This window comes from Deinococcus koreensis (genome assembly GCF_002901445.1).
Lineage (GTDB): Bacteria > Deinococcota > Deinococci > Deinococcales > Deinococcaceae > Deinococcus > Deinococcus koreensis.
Map to the genome: position 1 here is coordinate 3358872 of NZ_PPPD01000001.1, position 13799 is coordinate 3372670.

13 protein-coding genes are annotated in these 13799 nt (G+C 69.3%); 10 read left to right on the forward strand and 3 right to left on the reverse strand.

The window, feature by feature from the left end:
* Nucleotides 1-194 precede the first annotated feature (194 nt).
* Nucleotides 195-1292 (reverse strand): BMP family lipoprotein, encoded by a 1098-nt coding sequence (locus CVO96_RS15785; protein WP_103313050.1) that lies wholly within the window; start codon nucleotides 1290-1292, stop codon nucleotides 195-197.
* A gap of 209 nt (nucleotides 1293-1501) precedes the next feature.
* On the opposite strand from CVO96_RS15785, the gene ligA reads away from it, so the two are divergent.
* The 5 genes from ligA (at nucleotide 1502) to CVO96_RS15810 (ending at nucleotide 6025) form a co-directional block, all read left to right on the forward strand.
* Nucleotides 1502-3610, forward strand: coding sequence for an NAD-dependent DNA ligase LigA (ligA, locus tag CVO96_RS15790; protein WP_103313051.1), 2109 nt, complete (start codon nucleotides 1502-1504; stop codon nucleotides 3608-3610).
* A gap of 179 nt (nucleotides 3611-3789) precedes the next feature.
* A complete protein-coding gene (locus tag CVO96_RS15795; RefSeq protein ID WP_103313052.1) occupies nucleotides 3790-4140 on the forward strand; it encodes an Asp23/Gls24 family envelope stress response protein in 351 nt (116 codons plus the stop codon).
* A 43-nt stretch (nucleotides 4141-4183) separates the two neighbouring features.
* A complete protein-coding gene (nusB, locus tag CVO96_RS15800) occupies nucleotides 4184-4681 on the forward strand; it encodes a transcription antitermination factor NusB (protein WP_103313053.1) in 498 nt (165 codons plus the stop codon).
* Complete coding sequence (gene folD, locus CVO96_RS15805) at nucleotides 4678-5583, forward strand: bifunctional methylenetetrahydrofolate dehydrogenase/methenyltetrahydrofolate cyclohydrolase FolD (protein ID WP_243398404.1); 906 nt, start codon at nucleotides 4678-4680, stop codon at nucleotides 5581-5583. Before nusB ends, folD begins: the two co-directional genes overlap by 4 nt.
* Nucleotides 5567-6025, forward strand: a complete 459-nt coding sequence (locus CVO96_RS15810; RefSeq protein ID WP_103313054.1) for a divergent PAP2 family protein — start codon at nucleotides 5567-5569, stop codon at nucleotides 6023-6025. The genes folD and CVO96_RS15810 overlap by 17 nt, the downstream gene beginning before the upstream one ends.
* A gap of 133 nt (nucleotides 6026-6158) precedes the next feature.
* Here CVO96_RS15810 and CVO96_RS15815 read toward each other — a convergent pair whose 3' ends face one another.
* Both CVO96_RS15815 and CVO96_RS15820 read right to left on the reverse strand, forming a co-directional pair.
* On the reverse strand, nucleotides 6159-6539 hold the full coding sequence (locus CVO96_RS15815) for an NADH-quinone oxidoreductase subunit 15 (protein WP_103313055.1): 381 nt from the start codon (nucleotides 6537-6539) through the stop codon (nucleotides 6159-6161).
* A 60-nt stretch (nucleotides 6540-6599) separates the two neighbouring features.
* Nucleotides 6600-8432 carry an alpha-amylase family glycosyl hydrolase gene (locus CVO96_RS15820; RefSeq protein ID WP_103313056.1) on the reverse strand — a complete coding sequence of 611 codons (1833 nt, stop codon included), beginning with the start codon at nucleotides 8430-8432 and terminating at the stop codon, nucleotides 6600-6602.
* 455 nt (nucleotides 8433-8887) lie between these two features.
* On the opposite strand from CVO96_RS15820, the gene CVO96_RS15825 reads away from it, so the two are divergent.
* The 5 genes from CVO96_RS15825 (at nucleotide 8888) to CVO96_RS15845 (ending at nucleotide 13714) form a co-directional block, all read left to right on the forward strand.
* On the forward strand, nucleotides 8888-9496 hold the full coding sequence (locus tag CVO96_RS15825; protein WP_243398405.1) for a GntR family transcriptional regulator: 609 nt from the start codon (nucleotides 8888-8890) through the stop codon (nucleotides 9494-9496).
* A gap of 56 nt (nucleotides 9497-9552) precedes the next feature.
* The gene (locus CVO96_RS15830; RefSeq protein ID WP_103313057.1) at nucleotides 9553-10716 is read left to right on the forward strand and encodes an ABC transporter substrate-binding protein; all 1164 of its coding nucleotides are present in this window, start codon (nucleotides 9553-9555) and stop codon (nucleotides 10714-10716) included.
* A gap of 184 nt (nucleotides 10717-10900) precedes the next feature.
* On the forward strand, nucleotides 10901-11788 hold the full coding sequence (locus CVO96_RS15835; RefSeq protein WP_103313058.1) for a branched-chain amino acid ABC transporter permease: 888 nt from the start codon (nucleotides 10901-10903) through the stop codon (nucleotides 11786-11788).
* Between the two features lie 139 nt (nucleotides 11789-11927).
* On the forward strand, nucleotides 11928-12929 hold the full coding sequence (locus CVO96_RS15840; RefSeq protein ID WP_103313059.1) for a branched-chain amino acid ABC transporter permease: 1002 nt from the start codon (nucleotides 11928-11930) through the stop codon (nucleotides 12927-12929).
* The gene (locus tag CVO96_RS15845; protein ID WP_103313060.1) at nucleotides 12926-13714 is read left to right on the forward strand and encodes an ABC transporter ATP-binding protein; all 789 of its coding nucleotides are present in this window, start codon (nucleotides 12926-12928) and stop codon (nucleotides 13712-13714) included. The genes CVO96_RS15840 and CVO96_RS15845 overlap by 4 nt, the downstream gene beginning before the upstream one ends.
* Nucleotides 13715-13799: the final 85 nt, after the last annotated feature.

Here is a 13799-nt window from a genome sequence, read left to right on the forward strand (position 1 = left end):
AGCGGCAGGCGGAGGGGTGTTGAGGACAGTGATGCCCTCTGCACGGGGGCAGATCGGGGGGAGCTACGACGCGGCGTGGAGGTTCACCGTCCGGAGGTTGGACGGAGCCCGATACGCCCTGGGCTGGGGAGCCCCCTCGACCCCACGAAAAGAGGCGGCCCCACGTGGAGGCCGCCTCTGGATCAGACCTGGACTTACTTGGTGGGCACCTTGACCGCGCCGCTGATGATCTTGGCCTTGGCGGCCTCGACCTTCACGACCTGGGCGCTGGAGATCAGGGCCTTGTTGTACTGGTCGACCGCGTAGCCCACGCCGCCGTCCTTGAGCCCGAAGGTGCGCTGGCCGCCCTTGAACTTGTCGGCCTTGACGTCGTTGATCAGGGCGTACACGGCGTTGTCCACCCGCTTGAGCATGGAGGTCATGCCGTGGTTCAGCGTGGCGGCGTTGCCGTCGGTGTCGCCCAGGTAGTTCTGGTTGCTGTCCACGCCGATGAAGAACATCGGACGGGTGTTGCCGGCGCAGGCCGCCTTGTACTTGGCGCTCTTGGCGACGCTGGCGAAGTTGTTGCTGCCGAAGCTCACGCCCGAGGGCAGGTTGGCGGCCTTGAGGCACTGCGTCTGCTTGACGTAGTCGATCACGCCGTTGCCGCTCGCGCCGGCGGCCGCGAAGATGATGTCCGCGCCGCGCGTCCGCATGGAGCCGGCGATTTCCTTGGCCTTGCCGGGGTTGTTCCAGGCTTCAGGGGTGGTGCCGACGTACTGCGCGATGACGCGCGCCTTGGGGTTGGCGGCCTTCACGCCGGCCGTGTAGCCCGCCTCGAACTTGTGGATCAGGGGAATGTCCATGCCGCCCACGAAGCCCACGACGCCCGTCGAGGAGTTCATGCCGGCCAGGTAGCCCACCAGGTAGCTGCCCTCCTGCTCGCTGAAGGTCAGGCTGGCCACGTTCTTCTGGGGCGAGACGTCGTCGATCAGGCCGAAGAACAGATCCGGGTTTTCCTTGGCGACCTGGCTGATGGACGCGTTGTTCGCGAAGCCCACGCCGATGGTCAGGTCGAAGCCCTCGTTGGCGAAGCCGCGGATGCCCTGCACGACCTGGCTGGGGTCGCTGGGTTCGAAGTCCTTGACCTCGATGCCCAGGTTCTTCTTGGCGCGCAGCGAGCCCTCGTAGGCGCTCTGGTTGAAGCTCTTGTCGAACTTGCCGCCGGCGTCGTAGGCCATGCCGACGCGCAGGTTCTGGGCGGCGGCGAGGGTGGTGGTCATGGCGAGGGCCAGGGTCAGGAATTTCTTCATGGGTTTCCTCCGGGTGCTTTTGATGTGCGTTGCCTGAACAAGAGTATACGGAAACCGGCGGGTGTCTAGACCCCCGCGGGTACAGTCTGACCGGGTGTGCAGTGGGGCCTGGGGTCCAGCGCTGGGCGTGGCGCCCCAGACAGGCTAGCGTGCGCGTCTGACTGTGTTTTGACCCTGGCCACTTTCCGCCTGAATGCTAGGCTCGGCGCATGGCTCCGTCCGATTACGACCGCTATCTGGCCCTCAGCCGGGAGGTGGCGCAGCACAACCGCGCCTACCATGAACTGGACGCCCCGCTGATCCCCGACGCCGAATACGACGCGCTGGTGCGGGAGGTCAGGGCGCTGGAGGCCGGGCATCCCGACTGGGCCGGGCGGGCGGCGACCGAGCTGGGTGGCGAGGAGCCGGGCGGGGTCAGTCCCGCGCAGGCGGTGGGCGGCGCGCCCAGCACGGCCTTCCTGCCGGTCACCCACCCGACCCCCATGACCAGCCTGGACAACGTCTTTTCCGACGAGGAATTGGGCGAGTGGCGCGAGAAGCTGGCCCGCTCCCTGAACCTGCCCACCGACTGGGACGACTTCACCTTCACGGGCGAGCTGAAGATCGATGGCCTGAGCGTGAACCTGTATTACAAAGGCGGCGAACTGCAGTGGGCGGCCACGCGCGGCAACGGCGCGGTGGGCGAGCTGGTCACCGCCCAGGTGCTGACCGTGCCCGGCATTCCCACGACCCTGCCAGGCCACCGGGGCGAGCTGGAGGTGCGCGGCGAGGTCTACATGAGCCGCGCCGACTTCGCCGCCTACAACGCCCAGGCCGAGGAACTGGGCACGCCCCTGTTGAAGAATCCCCGCAACGGCGCGGCGGGCGCCCTGCGCCAGAAAGACCCGGAGGTCACGCGCTCGCGCAACCTCCGGGCCATCTTCTATCAGTTGGGCAGACGCGACGGCGTGCCGGTGAGCACCCAGTCGGGCGTGCTGGCCTGGCTGGGAGAGCAGGGCTTCCCGGTCAGCGCCTATTCCGAGACCCTGCGCGGGGTGGGCGCCGCCGCCGACTACCACGCCCGTATGATCGCCCGGCGCCAGAGCTTCGAGTTCGACGCCGACGGCACCGTGCTCAAGCTCGACCCGCTGGCCCTGCAGCAGGAGGCCGGCTTCACCAGCCGCGCGCCGCGCTGGGCCATCGCCTACAAGTTCCCGGTCGAGGAGGTCGAGACGGTGCTGGAGAGCATTTCCATCAACGTGGGCCGCACCGGCAAGCTGGCCCCGCTGGCCCACCTGCAGCCCCGGCTGATTGAGGGCAGCACGGTGAGCCGGGCGACCCTGCACAACGAGGATTTCATCCAGGGGCTCGATCTGCATATCGGCGACACCGTGGTGGTGCGCAAATCCGGCGGCGTGATCCCGCAGATCATGCGGGTGATCGTGGAGAAGCGGCCGGCGGGCGCCCAGCCCTACGCCTTCCCCACCGTCTGCCCCGAGTGCGGCCACGGCGCCGTCCGCACCGAGGGCGACGCCAACACCTACTGCCCCAACCCCGCCTGCCCCTCGCAGCAGTTCGAGCGCCTGCGCTACTTCGTGTCGCGCGGGGCCATGGACGTGCGCGGCATCGGCGAGAAGCTGATCGCCCAGTTGCTGGAGACCGGCCTGGCCCGCGACGCCGCCGACCTCTACGGGCTCACGGCCGAGCAGCTCTCTAACCTGGAGCGCGGCGGGGACAAGAAGGCGCAGAACATCCTGGGCCAGCTGGAGGCCAGCAAGACCCGGCCGCTGTGGAGACTGATCAATGCCCTGGGCATCAGCCACGTGGGTGAACGCAACGCCCAGGCGCTGGCGAGCGCGTTCGGCACCCTGGACGCCCTGCTGGCCGCCACGCCGGAGCAGATCGAGGCCGTGCCCGGGCTGGGCGGCGTGATCGCGCAGTCGGTGGCCGGCGCCCTGGCCGACCCGAGTATGCGTGACCTGATCGCCCGGCTGCGGGGGGCCGGGCTGAGCCCGGTGGAGGCGCTGACCGTGCGCGGGGAGCAGCTCAGGGGGCTGAACTTCGTCATCACCGGCAGCCTCTCGCGGCCCCGCGACGCCCTGAAGGCCGAGCTGGAGGCGGCGGGCGGGCGCGTGACCGGCAGCGTGACCGGCAAGACCTCCTACCTGATCGCGGGCGAGGACGCCGGCAGCAAGCTCGATCGCGCCCGTGAGCTGGAGGTGCCGGTGCTGGACGAGCCGGGCCTCTCGGCCCTACTGCGGGAACGCGGGGTCGGGGTGTCACAGGGGGAACCTTTGGCGGCCGACGCACCGGAAGAGGCGACCTCACCTCCAGTCTGAGCCCCGCACCGCCCGAAGCGCCTGTGAGCCGAAGACCGCTGTGCACGTGGCTTTCCGGCTCGTGGTGGGGCTGGAATCCCGTCTCCCGGACGGCCCGCAGCCGGCCCATCTGCGGGCCCATGCTCTAGACTGCTGAGCATTGGCGCGGCGAGATTCATCCGTGCTCGGAGGCATGAGGCATGGCAACCCCGGAAGTCGAAATCAGTAAACATGTCCTGCTGGACATCGCCAGCACCACCCTGGACGGCATTGAGGGTGCGGAGGTCGCGTCGGCGCCGCTCAAGGTGAACGACGTGCTCAGGCAGCAGGCCAACACCCGCCGCCCCCGCGCCCTGCGCGTCACCCGTGAGGGCCCGGACGTGCTGGTCGAGGTCGGCCTGAACGTGGAGTACGGCCAGAATCTGGTCGCCCTGGCGGAGCGGGCCCAGCGCGCCGTGCAGGAGAACATCGAACTCATGACCGGCCTGAAGGTCAGATCCGTGAACGTGACGGTGCAGGGTGTCTGTCTGCCGAAAGGGCCGGGCGCTTGAGCAGGGCCCTGCAGGGAAGGGCGGAGCACGCACAGGTGGGCGCATGACCCGCCGCCGCGAGCGCGCCCCCCGCCCGGTCGGCACCCGCCGCGCCGCGCGCGAGTTCGTGTTCCGCGCGCTGTTCGAGGCCGAACGCGGTGACCAGACGCTGGACGCCGCCTTCACCCGCGCCGAGGGCGCCATGCGGGAGGGCGACGACACTTTCGTGGCCCTGAGCGACGAGGCCCTGGTTTTCGCCCACGAACTGATGGCCAGCATGAAGCAGCACCAGGCCGAGATCGACGAGACGCTGCGCCGCACGATCCGCGGCTGGACCTTCGATCAGATGGCCCAGACGGATCTGAACATCCTGCGGCTGGCCACGCTGGAGATGATGTTCACGGCCGAGCCCCACCCGCCGGTGATCGAGAGCGCGGTGCGGATCGCGCGGAAATTCGGCGGCGAGGACAGCGGCAAGTTTGTGAACGGGGTGCTGGGGGGGCTGAGCCGCAGCCTGATGAGTGCGCCAGCTGCGCCCCCACCGTCCGGGGGCGAGGAGTGAGCCCAGCGCTGGCGACCCGCCTGAGCGGGCCACCGGCCGCCGAGGCCCTGCTGGCCCAGACCGCCCGGCGCGCCGCCGCGCTGGCCACGCCGCCGCATCTGGTCATCGTGCGGGTCGGGGAAGACCCGGCCAGCGTCAGCTACGTGCGCGGCAAGGCGAAGAAGGCCGGCGAGATCGGGCTGCGCGGCACGGTGCACGCCCTGCCGGACACCACCCCCCAGGCCGAGCTGCTGGCGCTGATCGCCGGTCTCAATGCCGACCCGGGCGTCCACGGCATCCTGGTGCAGCTGCCGCTGCCGGGCCATATCGACCCGGCGCCCGTGCTGGAGGCCATCGACCCCAATAAGGACGTAGACGGCTTCCACCCGGTCAACGTGGGCCGCCTCTGGACGGGCCAGCCGGCGCTCTCTCCCTGCACGCCCGCCGGCATCATGGCCCTGCTGGCGCATTACGAGGTTCAGGTGGCCGGGAAGGTCGTGGTCATCGTGGGCCGCAGCACCCTGGTCGGCCGCCCGCTGGCCGCGCTGATGCTGGGGGCCGACGCCACCGTGACCCTGGCCCACAGCCGCACCCGCGACCTGGCGGCCGTGACCCGTGGGGCCGACGTGCTGGTCGTGGCGGTGGGCCGCGCCGGGCTGATCACCCCGGACATGGTCAGGCCCGGCGCCGTGGTCGTGGACGTGGGAATCAACCGCGTGCTGGACGATGCCGGCAAGGCGCACCTGACCGGTGACGTGCACCCGGACGTGTCCCAGGTGGCGGGCGCCCTGACCCCGGTGCCCGGCGGCGTCGGCCCCATGACCGTGGCGCAGCTGATGGCGAACACCGTCCAGGCGGCCGAACGCCAGGCAGACAGACGCGCCGCACCGATCCCCGGAGTTCTGGGTGAACACGCTCACTGAGCTGCTGAACAACCGCTGGTTGTGGACGGCCGTGCTCGCCTCGACCGGCGCGCAGGTCTTGAAGGTGCTGCTGATCCTGCTGATCGAGCGCCGCTGGCGCCCGGCGGCCTTCATGGAAACGGGCGGCATGCCCAGCAGCCACAGCGCCATGGTGGCCGCCCTGACGACCGGCGTGGCCCTGACCGAGGGGCTGGGCAGCCCGCTCTTCGCCGCCAGCGCGGTCTTCGCCCTGATCGTCATGTACGACGCCACGGGCGTCCGCCACTCCAGCGGCCAGCAGGCCCGGCTGCTCAACGAACTGGTAGACGAGCTGCGCGCCGTGGTGCGCGAGGGTTTCGCGCCCCTGCCGCTGCGGGTGCTGCTGGGGCACACCTATCTGGAGGTGCTGGCCGGCATCCTGATCGGCATCGGCGCCGGCTTCATCGCCTTCGGGATGCGGTAGGCAAGGAGACGCGGCGGTTCAGTCAAAACAGGGTTTCAGCGAAGGGGGGAGGGCTCGTCCGACGACCCTCCCCCGTGTTCTGAATCCTGATCTCCGTCCGCCGGGCCCGACGTTGACTCGTCCGGCGCTGCCCTCAGACGGCGACGCCCCTCATCGCGCCGTCCAGCACGCTCGCCAGACGCTCGCGGGTAAAGGGCCGCTTGCCTTCCAGCAGGCCCGTCTCGCCCGCGTGCAGGTGCCAGTGCTTGCTGCCGCCCATCAAGCGCAGGCTGATCGCCTTCAGATCTACGTGGCGCGGGCTCACCGCCGCCACCAGCAGGGGCTGGCCGCCGGAGTTCAACCGCACGCTCATGACCGTGGTGGGCAGGTCGTAGGGCCGCTCCATGCGGTAGATGTAGTCCGGGAAGTCCGAGACCTTCTCGAAGCTCAGGCCCAGGCGGTCGGCCTCGGCGTCGAGCCAGCCGAGAAGTTCGACCCATTGGGCGTACAACGCTGCGTCCGGTGCATGTGCCATGTGGCACAAGTGTAAAGCACCGGGGGCGGGGGTGGTCGGCCGTCTCCGGACAGGGGAGCCTCAGCCCTGCAGCAGCAGCCGGCCGCTCGAGGCATCCACTGTCACGTCGCCGCCCGTCAGGGTCTCGCCGGTCAGGGCGTCGCGCCAGACGCCGTCTGGGAGAGAAATCGTGATCTCGTGGGCCTCACTGCGGCGGCTCGCCACGGCCACGGCGCGGCTCGTCCGGCCATCCGCCCCGGTCAGCTCGCGCAGGAAGGCCACCGCGTCGGCCTCGGCGTGCAGGAAGGTCAGTGAACCCCGGTGGAGCGCCTCTGTCGAGCGGCGCACGGCGATCAGCGCTTTCACCCTTTCCAGCAGGCCGGTGTCCCACTGCGCCTCGTCCCAGGGCATGGGTTCGCGGCACCAGGGCATGTTGCCGGCGCGGCTCTGGCTCAGGCCGATCTCCGTGCCGTAGTAGGTGCAGGGCACGCCGGGGTAGGCCATCAGCAGGGTGAAGGCGGCCAGGAACCGCGTGCGGTTGCCGCCCAGCCGGAAGTGCGCGCGGCCGATGTCGTGCGATTCGAGCAGGTTGAGCATGCTCAGGCCCACCTGCGGCGGCAGGGCGTGGTAGGCGTCCCAGAGGATCTCTACCAGTTCGTGGCCGTCCAGCCGGCTGGGCTCGTCGAAGTAGGTGGCGCCGCTGAGCCACTGCATGACCGGCAGGCCGAAGCCGTGGTAGTTCATGGCGGCGTCCTCGCCCTGGCCGTCCAGCGCGTGCTCGGGGTCGAAGAAGCGTTCGCCGAAGACGTAGGCGTCGCCCTTCTCCTGCCGGGCGGCGCGTTTCAGGGCGCGGTGCAGCGGCAGGTTGTCCTCGTCGGTGCCGCCTGCGCCGATCATGTGGGCCACGTCCAGCCGCCAGCCGGCCGCCCCGCGCCGCAGCCAGTGGCGCACCACGCTCTCCTCGCCGGCCAGGAACTCCTGCACGGCGAATTCGTTCTGGTAGTCGATCTTGGGCAGGGTCGGGACGTCGAAGAAGGCGTGGTAGGGCGGTTTGCCGGCCTCGTCGCGCCAGGTGAACAGCGCGCGTTCCGGGGCGTCCTCCCGCTCCAGCGCGGCCTGGAACAGCGCGTTCTCGTTGCCCATGTGGTTGAACACGCCGTCCAGCACGATCCGCACGCCCGCCTCGTCGGCCGCCCGCGCCAGCTCGTCCCAGGCCTCGTCGCCGCCCAGGTGCGGGTCGACCCGCCGGTAATCGGTGATGTCGTAGCGGTGGTTGCTGGGCGAAACGAAGATGGGCGTGAGCCACAGGCCCGTGACGCCCAGAGTCTTCAGGTACGGCAGCGCCTGCGTGATGCCCTGCAGGTCGCCGCCGTAGTGTGCGTGGACGTCGCCCTTCTCGTCCAGCGGCGTGTGCCACTCCTCGTGCGTGACGTCCCGCCCCGCGTACTGGTATTCGCCGGTCTGCACGTCGTTGCTGGGGTCGCCGTTGCGGAAGCGGTCGGGGAAGATCTGGTAGAAGACGCTGCTCCAGGCCCACTCGGGCGCCTGGTAGCCGGCCAGATACTGGAACCAGTTGCGGAAGCCGCGCCGGGTGTGGTGCAGGCCCAGGCGGGTCAGGTTGAGGTGGTCGCCCTCCAGGTTCAGCTGCCAGGCGTAGCGCACCCGGGCGTCATGGATGGGCAGCTCGGCCTCGAACCAGCGGCCCTCGCCGGCCAAACCGGAGACCTCGCGGGCCACGGCCGTCTCGATTTCGCCCACCCGCACGAAGCGCAGCTTGACCGAGGTCACGGGCAGGGTCACGCGCACCCGCAGCCGCACGGTCTCGCCCAGCCCTGCGCCCAGCCGGTCGGTGTAGCCCGGGGTGTGGTCGTGCTGCGCGGCGGGATGCGAGTCGAAAACGCTGGAGATGGTCATGGTCGGGCCTCCTGGGGCAGGGGGAGTGGGGACGGCACAGAAGCGCGGCACGACCTGTCCTGAGTGTGCAGGTGGTCGTGCCACGGGGCAAACGTTGCCTTCGGGTTGTGGGAATCAGTGTGGAGTCTCGGGGGGCACGGGGTCAAGGGGCCGACGGTCGGGTGACGGAACGCCGCCTTTGCCCGGTCCCGAGAGGGCGGTACCCGAAGGACAGGACGCACTGCACCGTGACAGGGTTCTCGGCACGGGGACGTGGGGAGGGGGTCAGTACGGCTGGACGTGAAGGTTTTACCCGACCGTCCCCGCATTCCCGCTTGTGTCGCCACCCATTACATGTAACACTCACCCTGTTCCACAACCCGAGCGTTCCACCGCCCCGCCCCGAGCGCCCTCCTCCCTGCCTGAAAGGAGCCTGTCTGCTGCAACCCGTCGCCAGCACCCGCGTCGTCGATCTCGTGCGCGACCGCCTGCGCGCCGCCATCCTGGCCGGAGAGTTGCCGCCGGGCTCGCGCCTGAGCGTGCCGGAACTGGCCCGGCAGCTGGAGGTCTCGCGCTCGCCGGTGCGCGAGGCGGTGCTGCTGTTGGTCGGGGAGGGGCTGGCGGTCGAGCACTCGCGCCGGGGCGTGGAGGTCGCCCGGCTGGAGATGGCGGATGTGCTGGAACTGTACGACCTGCGCGCCTGTATCGATGGCCTGGCCGCTCGGCTGGCCGCCGAGCGCATGACCAGTACTGACCTCGCCGCCCTGCGCGGCGTGCTCGACGCCCAGGGCGCGGCGGCCGTGGGCGACCCCCGCCTGTTCCGCGACCTCGACGCCCGTTTCCACCAGATCATCGTGCAGACCTGCGGCAATGCCCGCGTGATCCGCCACGCCGAGCTGCTGATGCGCGAGATGCGGCTGGCCGGGCGGCTGCTGCTCGACGAGCCCTGGCACCTGCGGCTCAGCCACGAGGAACACCGCGCCATCGAACGCGCCCTGCGGCAGCGCGACCCCCCGGCTGCCGAGGCCGCCATGGGCGGTCATCTGCGAAGGGTCGCGCAGGCCGTGCAGACTCACCGGAGCTGAACCCTCCATCCTCCCGCCCCCCTCTGTGGCCCCGCCACGTCCCCAAGGAGCCCCCCATGCGTACACCCACGATCCAGAGCGCCATCCTCCTCGCCACCCTCATGCTCGGCAGCGCGCAGGCGCAGGGCACCATCAAGATCGGCGCCATCACCTCGGTGACCGGGCGCTTCGCGGAATTCGGCAAGATGCAACTCGCCGGCTTCAAGGTCGGGGTCGAGGAAGTCAACCGCAAGGGCGGCGTGCTGGGCAAGAAGCTCGAACTGGTCGTGGAGGACAACGCCAGCGACGTAAATAAGGGCCTGGCCGCCGCCGAGCGGCTGGTCAACGCCGGGGTGCCCATCGTGATCAACGAGTACTCCAGCTCGCTGGTCAAGGCGCAGGCGCAGTACCTGGCCCGCCAGAAGGTGCCCAACCTGGTCATCACCTCCAGCGGCGACGACATCACCAAGCCCGGCTCCGACTACATCTTCCGCCTGAACCAGCCCGCCACCGAGTACGCCCGGGTAATCCTGAACATCTTCCGCGACAACAAGTTCAAGTCCATGGCGGTGATCGCCGGCACCGGAGCCTTCGAGAAGAGCGTAGCCGACGCCGCGCAGCTCATCGCCAAGGAGTACGGCATCACCATCATGGAAGACCAGCGCTACGACAAGGGCCTGACCGACTTCCGTCCGGTGCTGAACCGCATCAAGGCGAAAAACCCCGACGGCATCCTGATGGTCTCCTACGCCGAGGACTCCGTGGCCCTGATGCGCCAGGCGCGCGAGGTCGGCGTGAAGCCCCGCCTGTTCGCCGGGGGCGCCGCCGGCTTCGCCCTGCCCGAATTCGTGAAAGATGCGGGCAGTGCCGCCGAGAGCGTGGTCACCGCGACCGCCTGGATTCCGCAGCTGCGCTACGCCGGCACCCAGAAGCTGAACGTCGATCTGAAGAAGGCGCTGGGCGGCGCCGACCCCAGCTACCACGCCGCGCAGGCCTACGCCGGCGTGCTGGTCGCCGCCGAGGCCGTCCGCAAGGCTGGCAACACCGACCGCGAGGCCGTCAAGGCCGCGCTGAACGGCCTGACCATGAACACTTCGTTCGGCCCGATCCAGTTCAAGGACTTCGACGGCTTCAGGAACCAGAATCCGCTGGCGATGGTTGCGCAGCAGGTGCAGGGCGGCGCCTTCGTGCCGGTGTACCCCAAGGCCGTAATTCCCAAGCCCATCAAGTTCGAGCGCTGAGCCCCGGTGCCCGCCGCCCTGTCCCATCGGCGGGCGGGGCGGCCCGGCATCCCTTCATGCCACAGCAACACCTTGTCCTGTGGAGCGGAGCGAACCATCCCCGGTGGCCAGGGGGAAGACCCTCCATCTCGCTCAATACGCCAGAACACTCCGATCAGGCATTTCCCCATCCCAGGAGCACTGCATGGACTCAGCCCAGACCACCGCCCTCATCCAGACGGTCGCGCAGGGCCTGCTCACGGGCGGCCTCTACGCCTTGATCGGCACCGGCCTGAGCCTGATCTTCGGCGTCATGCGCGTCATCAACTTCGCGCACGGGGACTTTCTCGCCATCGGCATGTTCATCACGCTGGCGCTGTTCCGCGCCTTCGATCTCGATCCCTATTTCAGCCTGCTGGTGGCCGCGCCGGTGGGCTTCGCGCTGGGTTTCCTCATCCAGCGCGTCGTGCTCGCGCGGCTGGGCGACCGGCTGAGCGAAGCGTCCATGCTGGCGACCCTGGGCCTGGGCCTGATCATCTCGAACACGCTGCTGCTCACCTTCGGGGCGCAGCCGCAGAACATCAACGTGGCCTACGCCACCCAGACCGTGCAGCTCGGCGGCGTGCAGCTCAGCATTCCGCTGATCGTGGCGGGGCTGGGCACCCTCGTCTCGATCGCCGCCCTGAACTTCGTCCTGTACCGCACCGAGCTGGGCCGCGCCATCCGTGCCACCGCGCAAAACCCGCTGGGGGCCGAACTCCAGGGTGTCAAGACGGCGCATATCCAGGCCATCGTGTTCGGGATGGGCGTGGCTTTCGCCGCCATTGCCGGCGTGCTGCTCATGCCGCTGCTCTACGCCTTCCCCACGGTGGGCGAGAACTACACCACCAAGGCCTTCATCGTGACCGTGCTGGGCGGCCTGGGCAACCTGCCGGGCGCTGTGGTGGGCGGCCTGGTGCTGGGCGTGATCGAGTCGCTGGGCGCGTTCTACGTCTCGAACAACTACCGCGACGCCTACGGCCTGGTGGCCTTCCTGCTGGTGCTCCTGCTGCGCCCGGAAGGCCTATTCGGGAAGACGGTGAAGCGGGTATGAACGGGATGCAGATGGCAGATGGCAGATGGCAGAGGGCTATGAGCTCTGGGCTCTGGGCTCTGAGCAAAAGCGTGACTGCGCCTGTTCAGAGCTCACAGCTCAGAGCTCATAGCCAAAGGTGTCCAGTCCGAGGCCCCCGATGACCGCCGCACTCACTCCCGCCCGGCCCCGCGCGCTGACCTTCGGGAACGTGTGGCTCAGCGTGGCGCTGCTGGCGGTCATGGCGCTGTATCCGATGGTGTTCGGCAAGACATTGAACTTCGGGGTGTCCACCCTTATCTTTGCCGGGCTGGCGATGAGCTGGAACATCCTGGGCGGCTGGGCGGGGCAGATCAGCCTGGGGCACGCGGCGTTGCTGGGCATGGGCGCCTACACCATGACCATCCTCGCCACGCCGGAGCGGGTGCCCGCCTTCTTCGGGGGGCCGGTGGCGCCGTGGTGGGGCGCGCTGATCGGCATGGGCATCGCCGCTCTTCTCGCGCTGGTGTGGGGCGGGCTGACCTTCCGGCTGCGGGGATCGTACTTCACGCTCTCCACCATCGCCGTGGCCCTGGTGCTGCGGCTGGTCGCCATCAACTCCGACTGGACGGGGGGCAGTGAAGGACTGTTCATGCCCGAGCTGCCGCGCTTTCTGGGCTTCGACCTGTTCGAGCGGCGCACCGAGTACTGGCTCGCCTTCGCCTTCGTGGCCCTGACCCTGCTGATCACCCACCTGATTCGCCGCTCGCGGCTGGGCTACGCCCTGCAGGCCGTGCGCGAGGACGAGGATGGTGCGCGCGCGCTGGGCATCGATCCGACCCGCATGAAGGTGATCGCTTTTGTGATCAGCGCCGCGCTGACCGCACTCGGCGGCGCCCTCTACGCCGTCTACCTGCAGGCCTTCGAGCCCCACACGCTGCTGGAGCTGCCCATCTCGGTGCAGATCGCCCTGATGGCGATCATCGGCGGGCGCGGCTCGATCCAGGGGCCGGCCATCGGCGCCATCCTGCTGGCCGTGTTCGGAGAGGTCTTCCGCAACGTGTTCGCCAACGCCAACCTGCTCATCTACGGCGTGCTGATCCTGGTGGTGACGCTGTTCGCGCCCAACGGCATCATGGGTCTGTTCCGGCGGGGCGGAAACAAGCTGGGGACGGCCAGATGAGTGCGCCCCAGCCCACCATCCCGGCACTCGTAAATTTCGGGGGCCAGCCCGTCCATGCGCCGGCCGGCGAGCCGCTGCTGCGCGCCGAACACGTCACCGTGCGCTTCGGCGGGGTCGTGGCGGTCAGGGACATCAGTCTGGCGGTGCGGCCCGGCGAGATCGTGGGCCTGATCGGCCCCAACGGTGCCGGCAAGACCACGCTGTTCAACGCCCTGACCGGCTTCGTGCGCGCCAGCGAAGGCCGCGTGACCTTCGCCGGCCGCGACATCACCCACCTGCAGCCGCAGGTGCGGGCGAAGATGGGCATGGCACGCACCTTCCAGGTCGAGCGGCCCTTCGAAGACCTGAGCGTGCTGGAAAACGTACTGGTGGCGGCTTTCCTGAACAGGCGCGGCCGCGCCGCCGAGAATCACGCCTATGACGTGCTGGAGCGCGTGGGCCTGGCCGACCGGGCCGCGCAGCCCGCCTCGCAGCTCAACCTGGCCCGGCGCCGCCGCCTGGAGATCGCCAAGGCGCTGGCCCTGGAGCCGCGCATGCTGTTCCTCGACGAGAGCATCGCCGGCCTGAACCCGCCCGCGCAGCAGGAGATGGTCGCGCTGGTGCGGCAACTGGCGCAGTCCGGCCTGGGCATCGTGATGGTCGAGCACATCATGCACGTGATCATGAGCCTGTCGGATCACGTGATCTGCATGGCCTTCGGCGAACTGCTCGCGGAGGGCGACCCGAAGCACGTGGCCGCCCACCCCGACGTGATCCGCGCCTACCTGGGGGACGACGATGATTGAATACGCAGGCTATGAGCTATGGGCTATGAGCTATGAACAGGCACCCGTCTTGCTCATCGCTCATCGCTCAAAGCTCACAGCCAAT

What these genes read in the sequence shown, in the direction of transcription:
- CVO96_RS15785 (WP_103313050.1), bottom strand. Translation starts at nt 1,292, where the DNA reads ATGAAGAAATTCCTGACCCTGGCCCTCGCCATGACCACCACCCTCGCC.
- ligA (WP_103313051.1), top strand. Translation starts at nt 1,502, where the DNA reads ATGGCTCCGTCCGATTACGACCGCTATCTGGCCCTCAGCCGGGAGGTG.
- CVO96_RS15795 (WP_103313052.1), top strand. Translation starts at nt 3,790, where the DNA reads ATGGCAACCCCGGAAGTCGAAATCAGTAAACATGTCCTGCTGGACATC.
- nusB (WP_103313053.1), top strand. Translation starts at nt 4,184, where the DNA reads ATGACCCGCCGCCGCGAGCGCGCCCCCCGCCCGGTCGGCACCCGCCGC.
- CVO96_RS15815 (WP_103313055.1), bottom strand. Translation starts at nt 6,539, where the DNA reads ATGGCACATGCACCGGACGCAGCGTTGTACGCCCAATGGGTCGAACTT.
- CVO96_RS15820 (WP_103313056.1), bottom strand. Translation starts at nt 8,432, where the DNA reads ATGACCATCTCCAGCGTTTTCGACTCGCATCCCGCCGCGCAGCACGAC.
- CVO96_RS15830 (WP_103313057.1), top strand. Translation starts at nt 9,553, where the DNA reads ATGCGTACACCCACGATCCAGAGCGCCATCCTCCTCGCCACCCTCATG.
- CVO96_RS15835 (WP_103313058.1), top strand. Translation starts at nt 10,901, where the DNA reads ATGGACTCAGCCCAGACCACCGCCCTCATCCAGACGGTCGCGCAGGGC.
- CVO96_RS15840 (WP_103313059.1), top strand. Translation starts at nt 11,928, where the DNA reads ATGACCGCCGCACTCACTCCCGCCCGGCCCCGCGCGCTGACCTTCGGG.
- CVO96_RS15845 (WP_103313060.1), top strand. Translation starts at nt 12,926, where the DNA reads ATGAGTGCGCCCCAGCCCACCATCCCGGCACTCGTAAATTTCGGGGGC.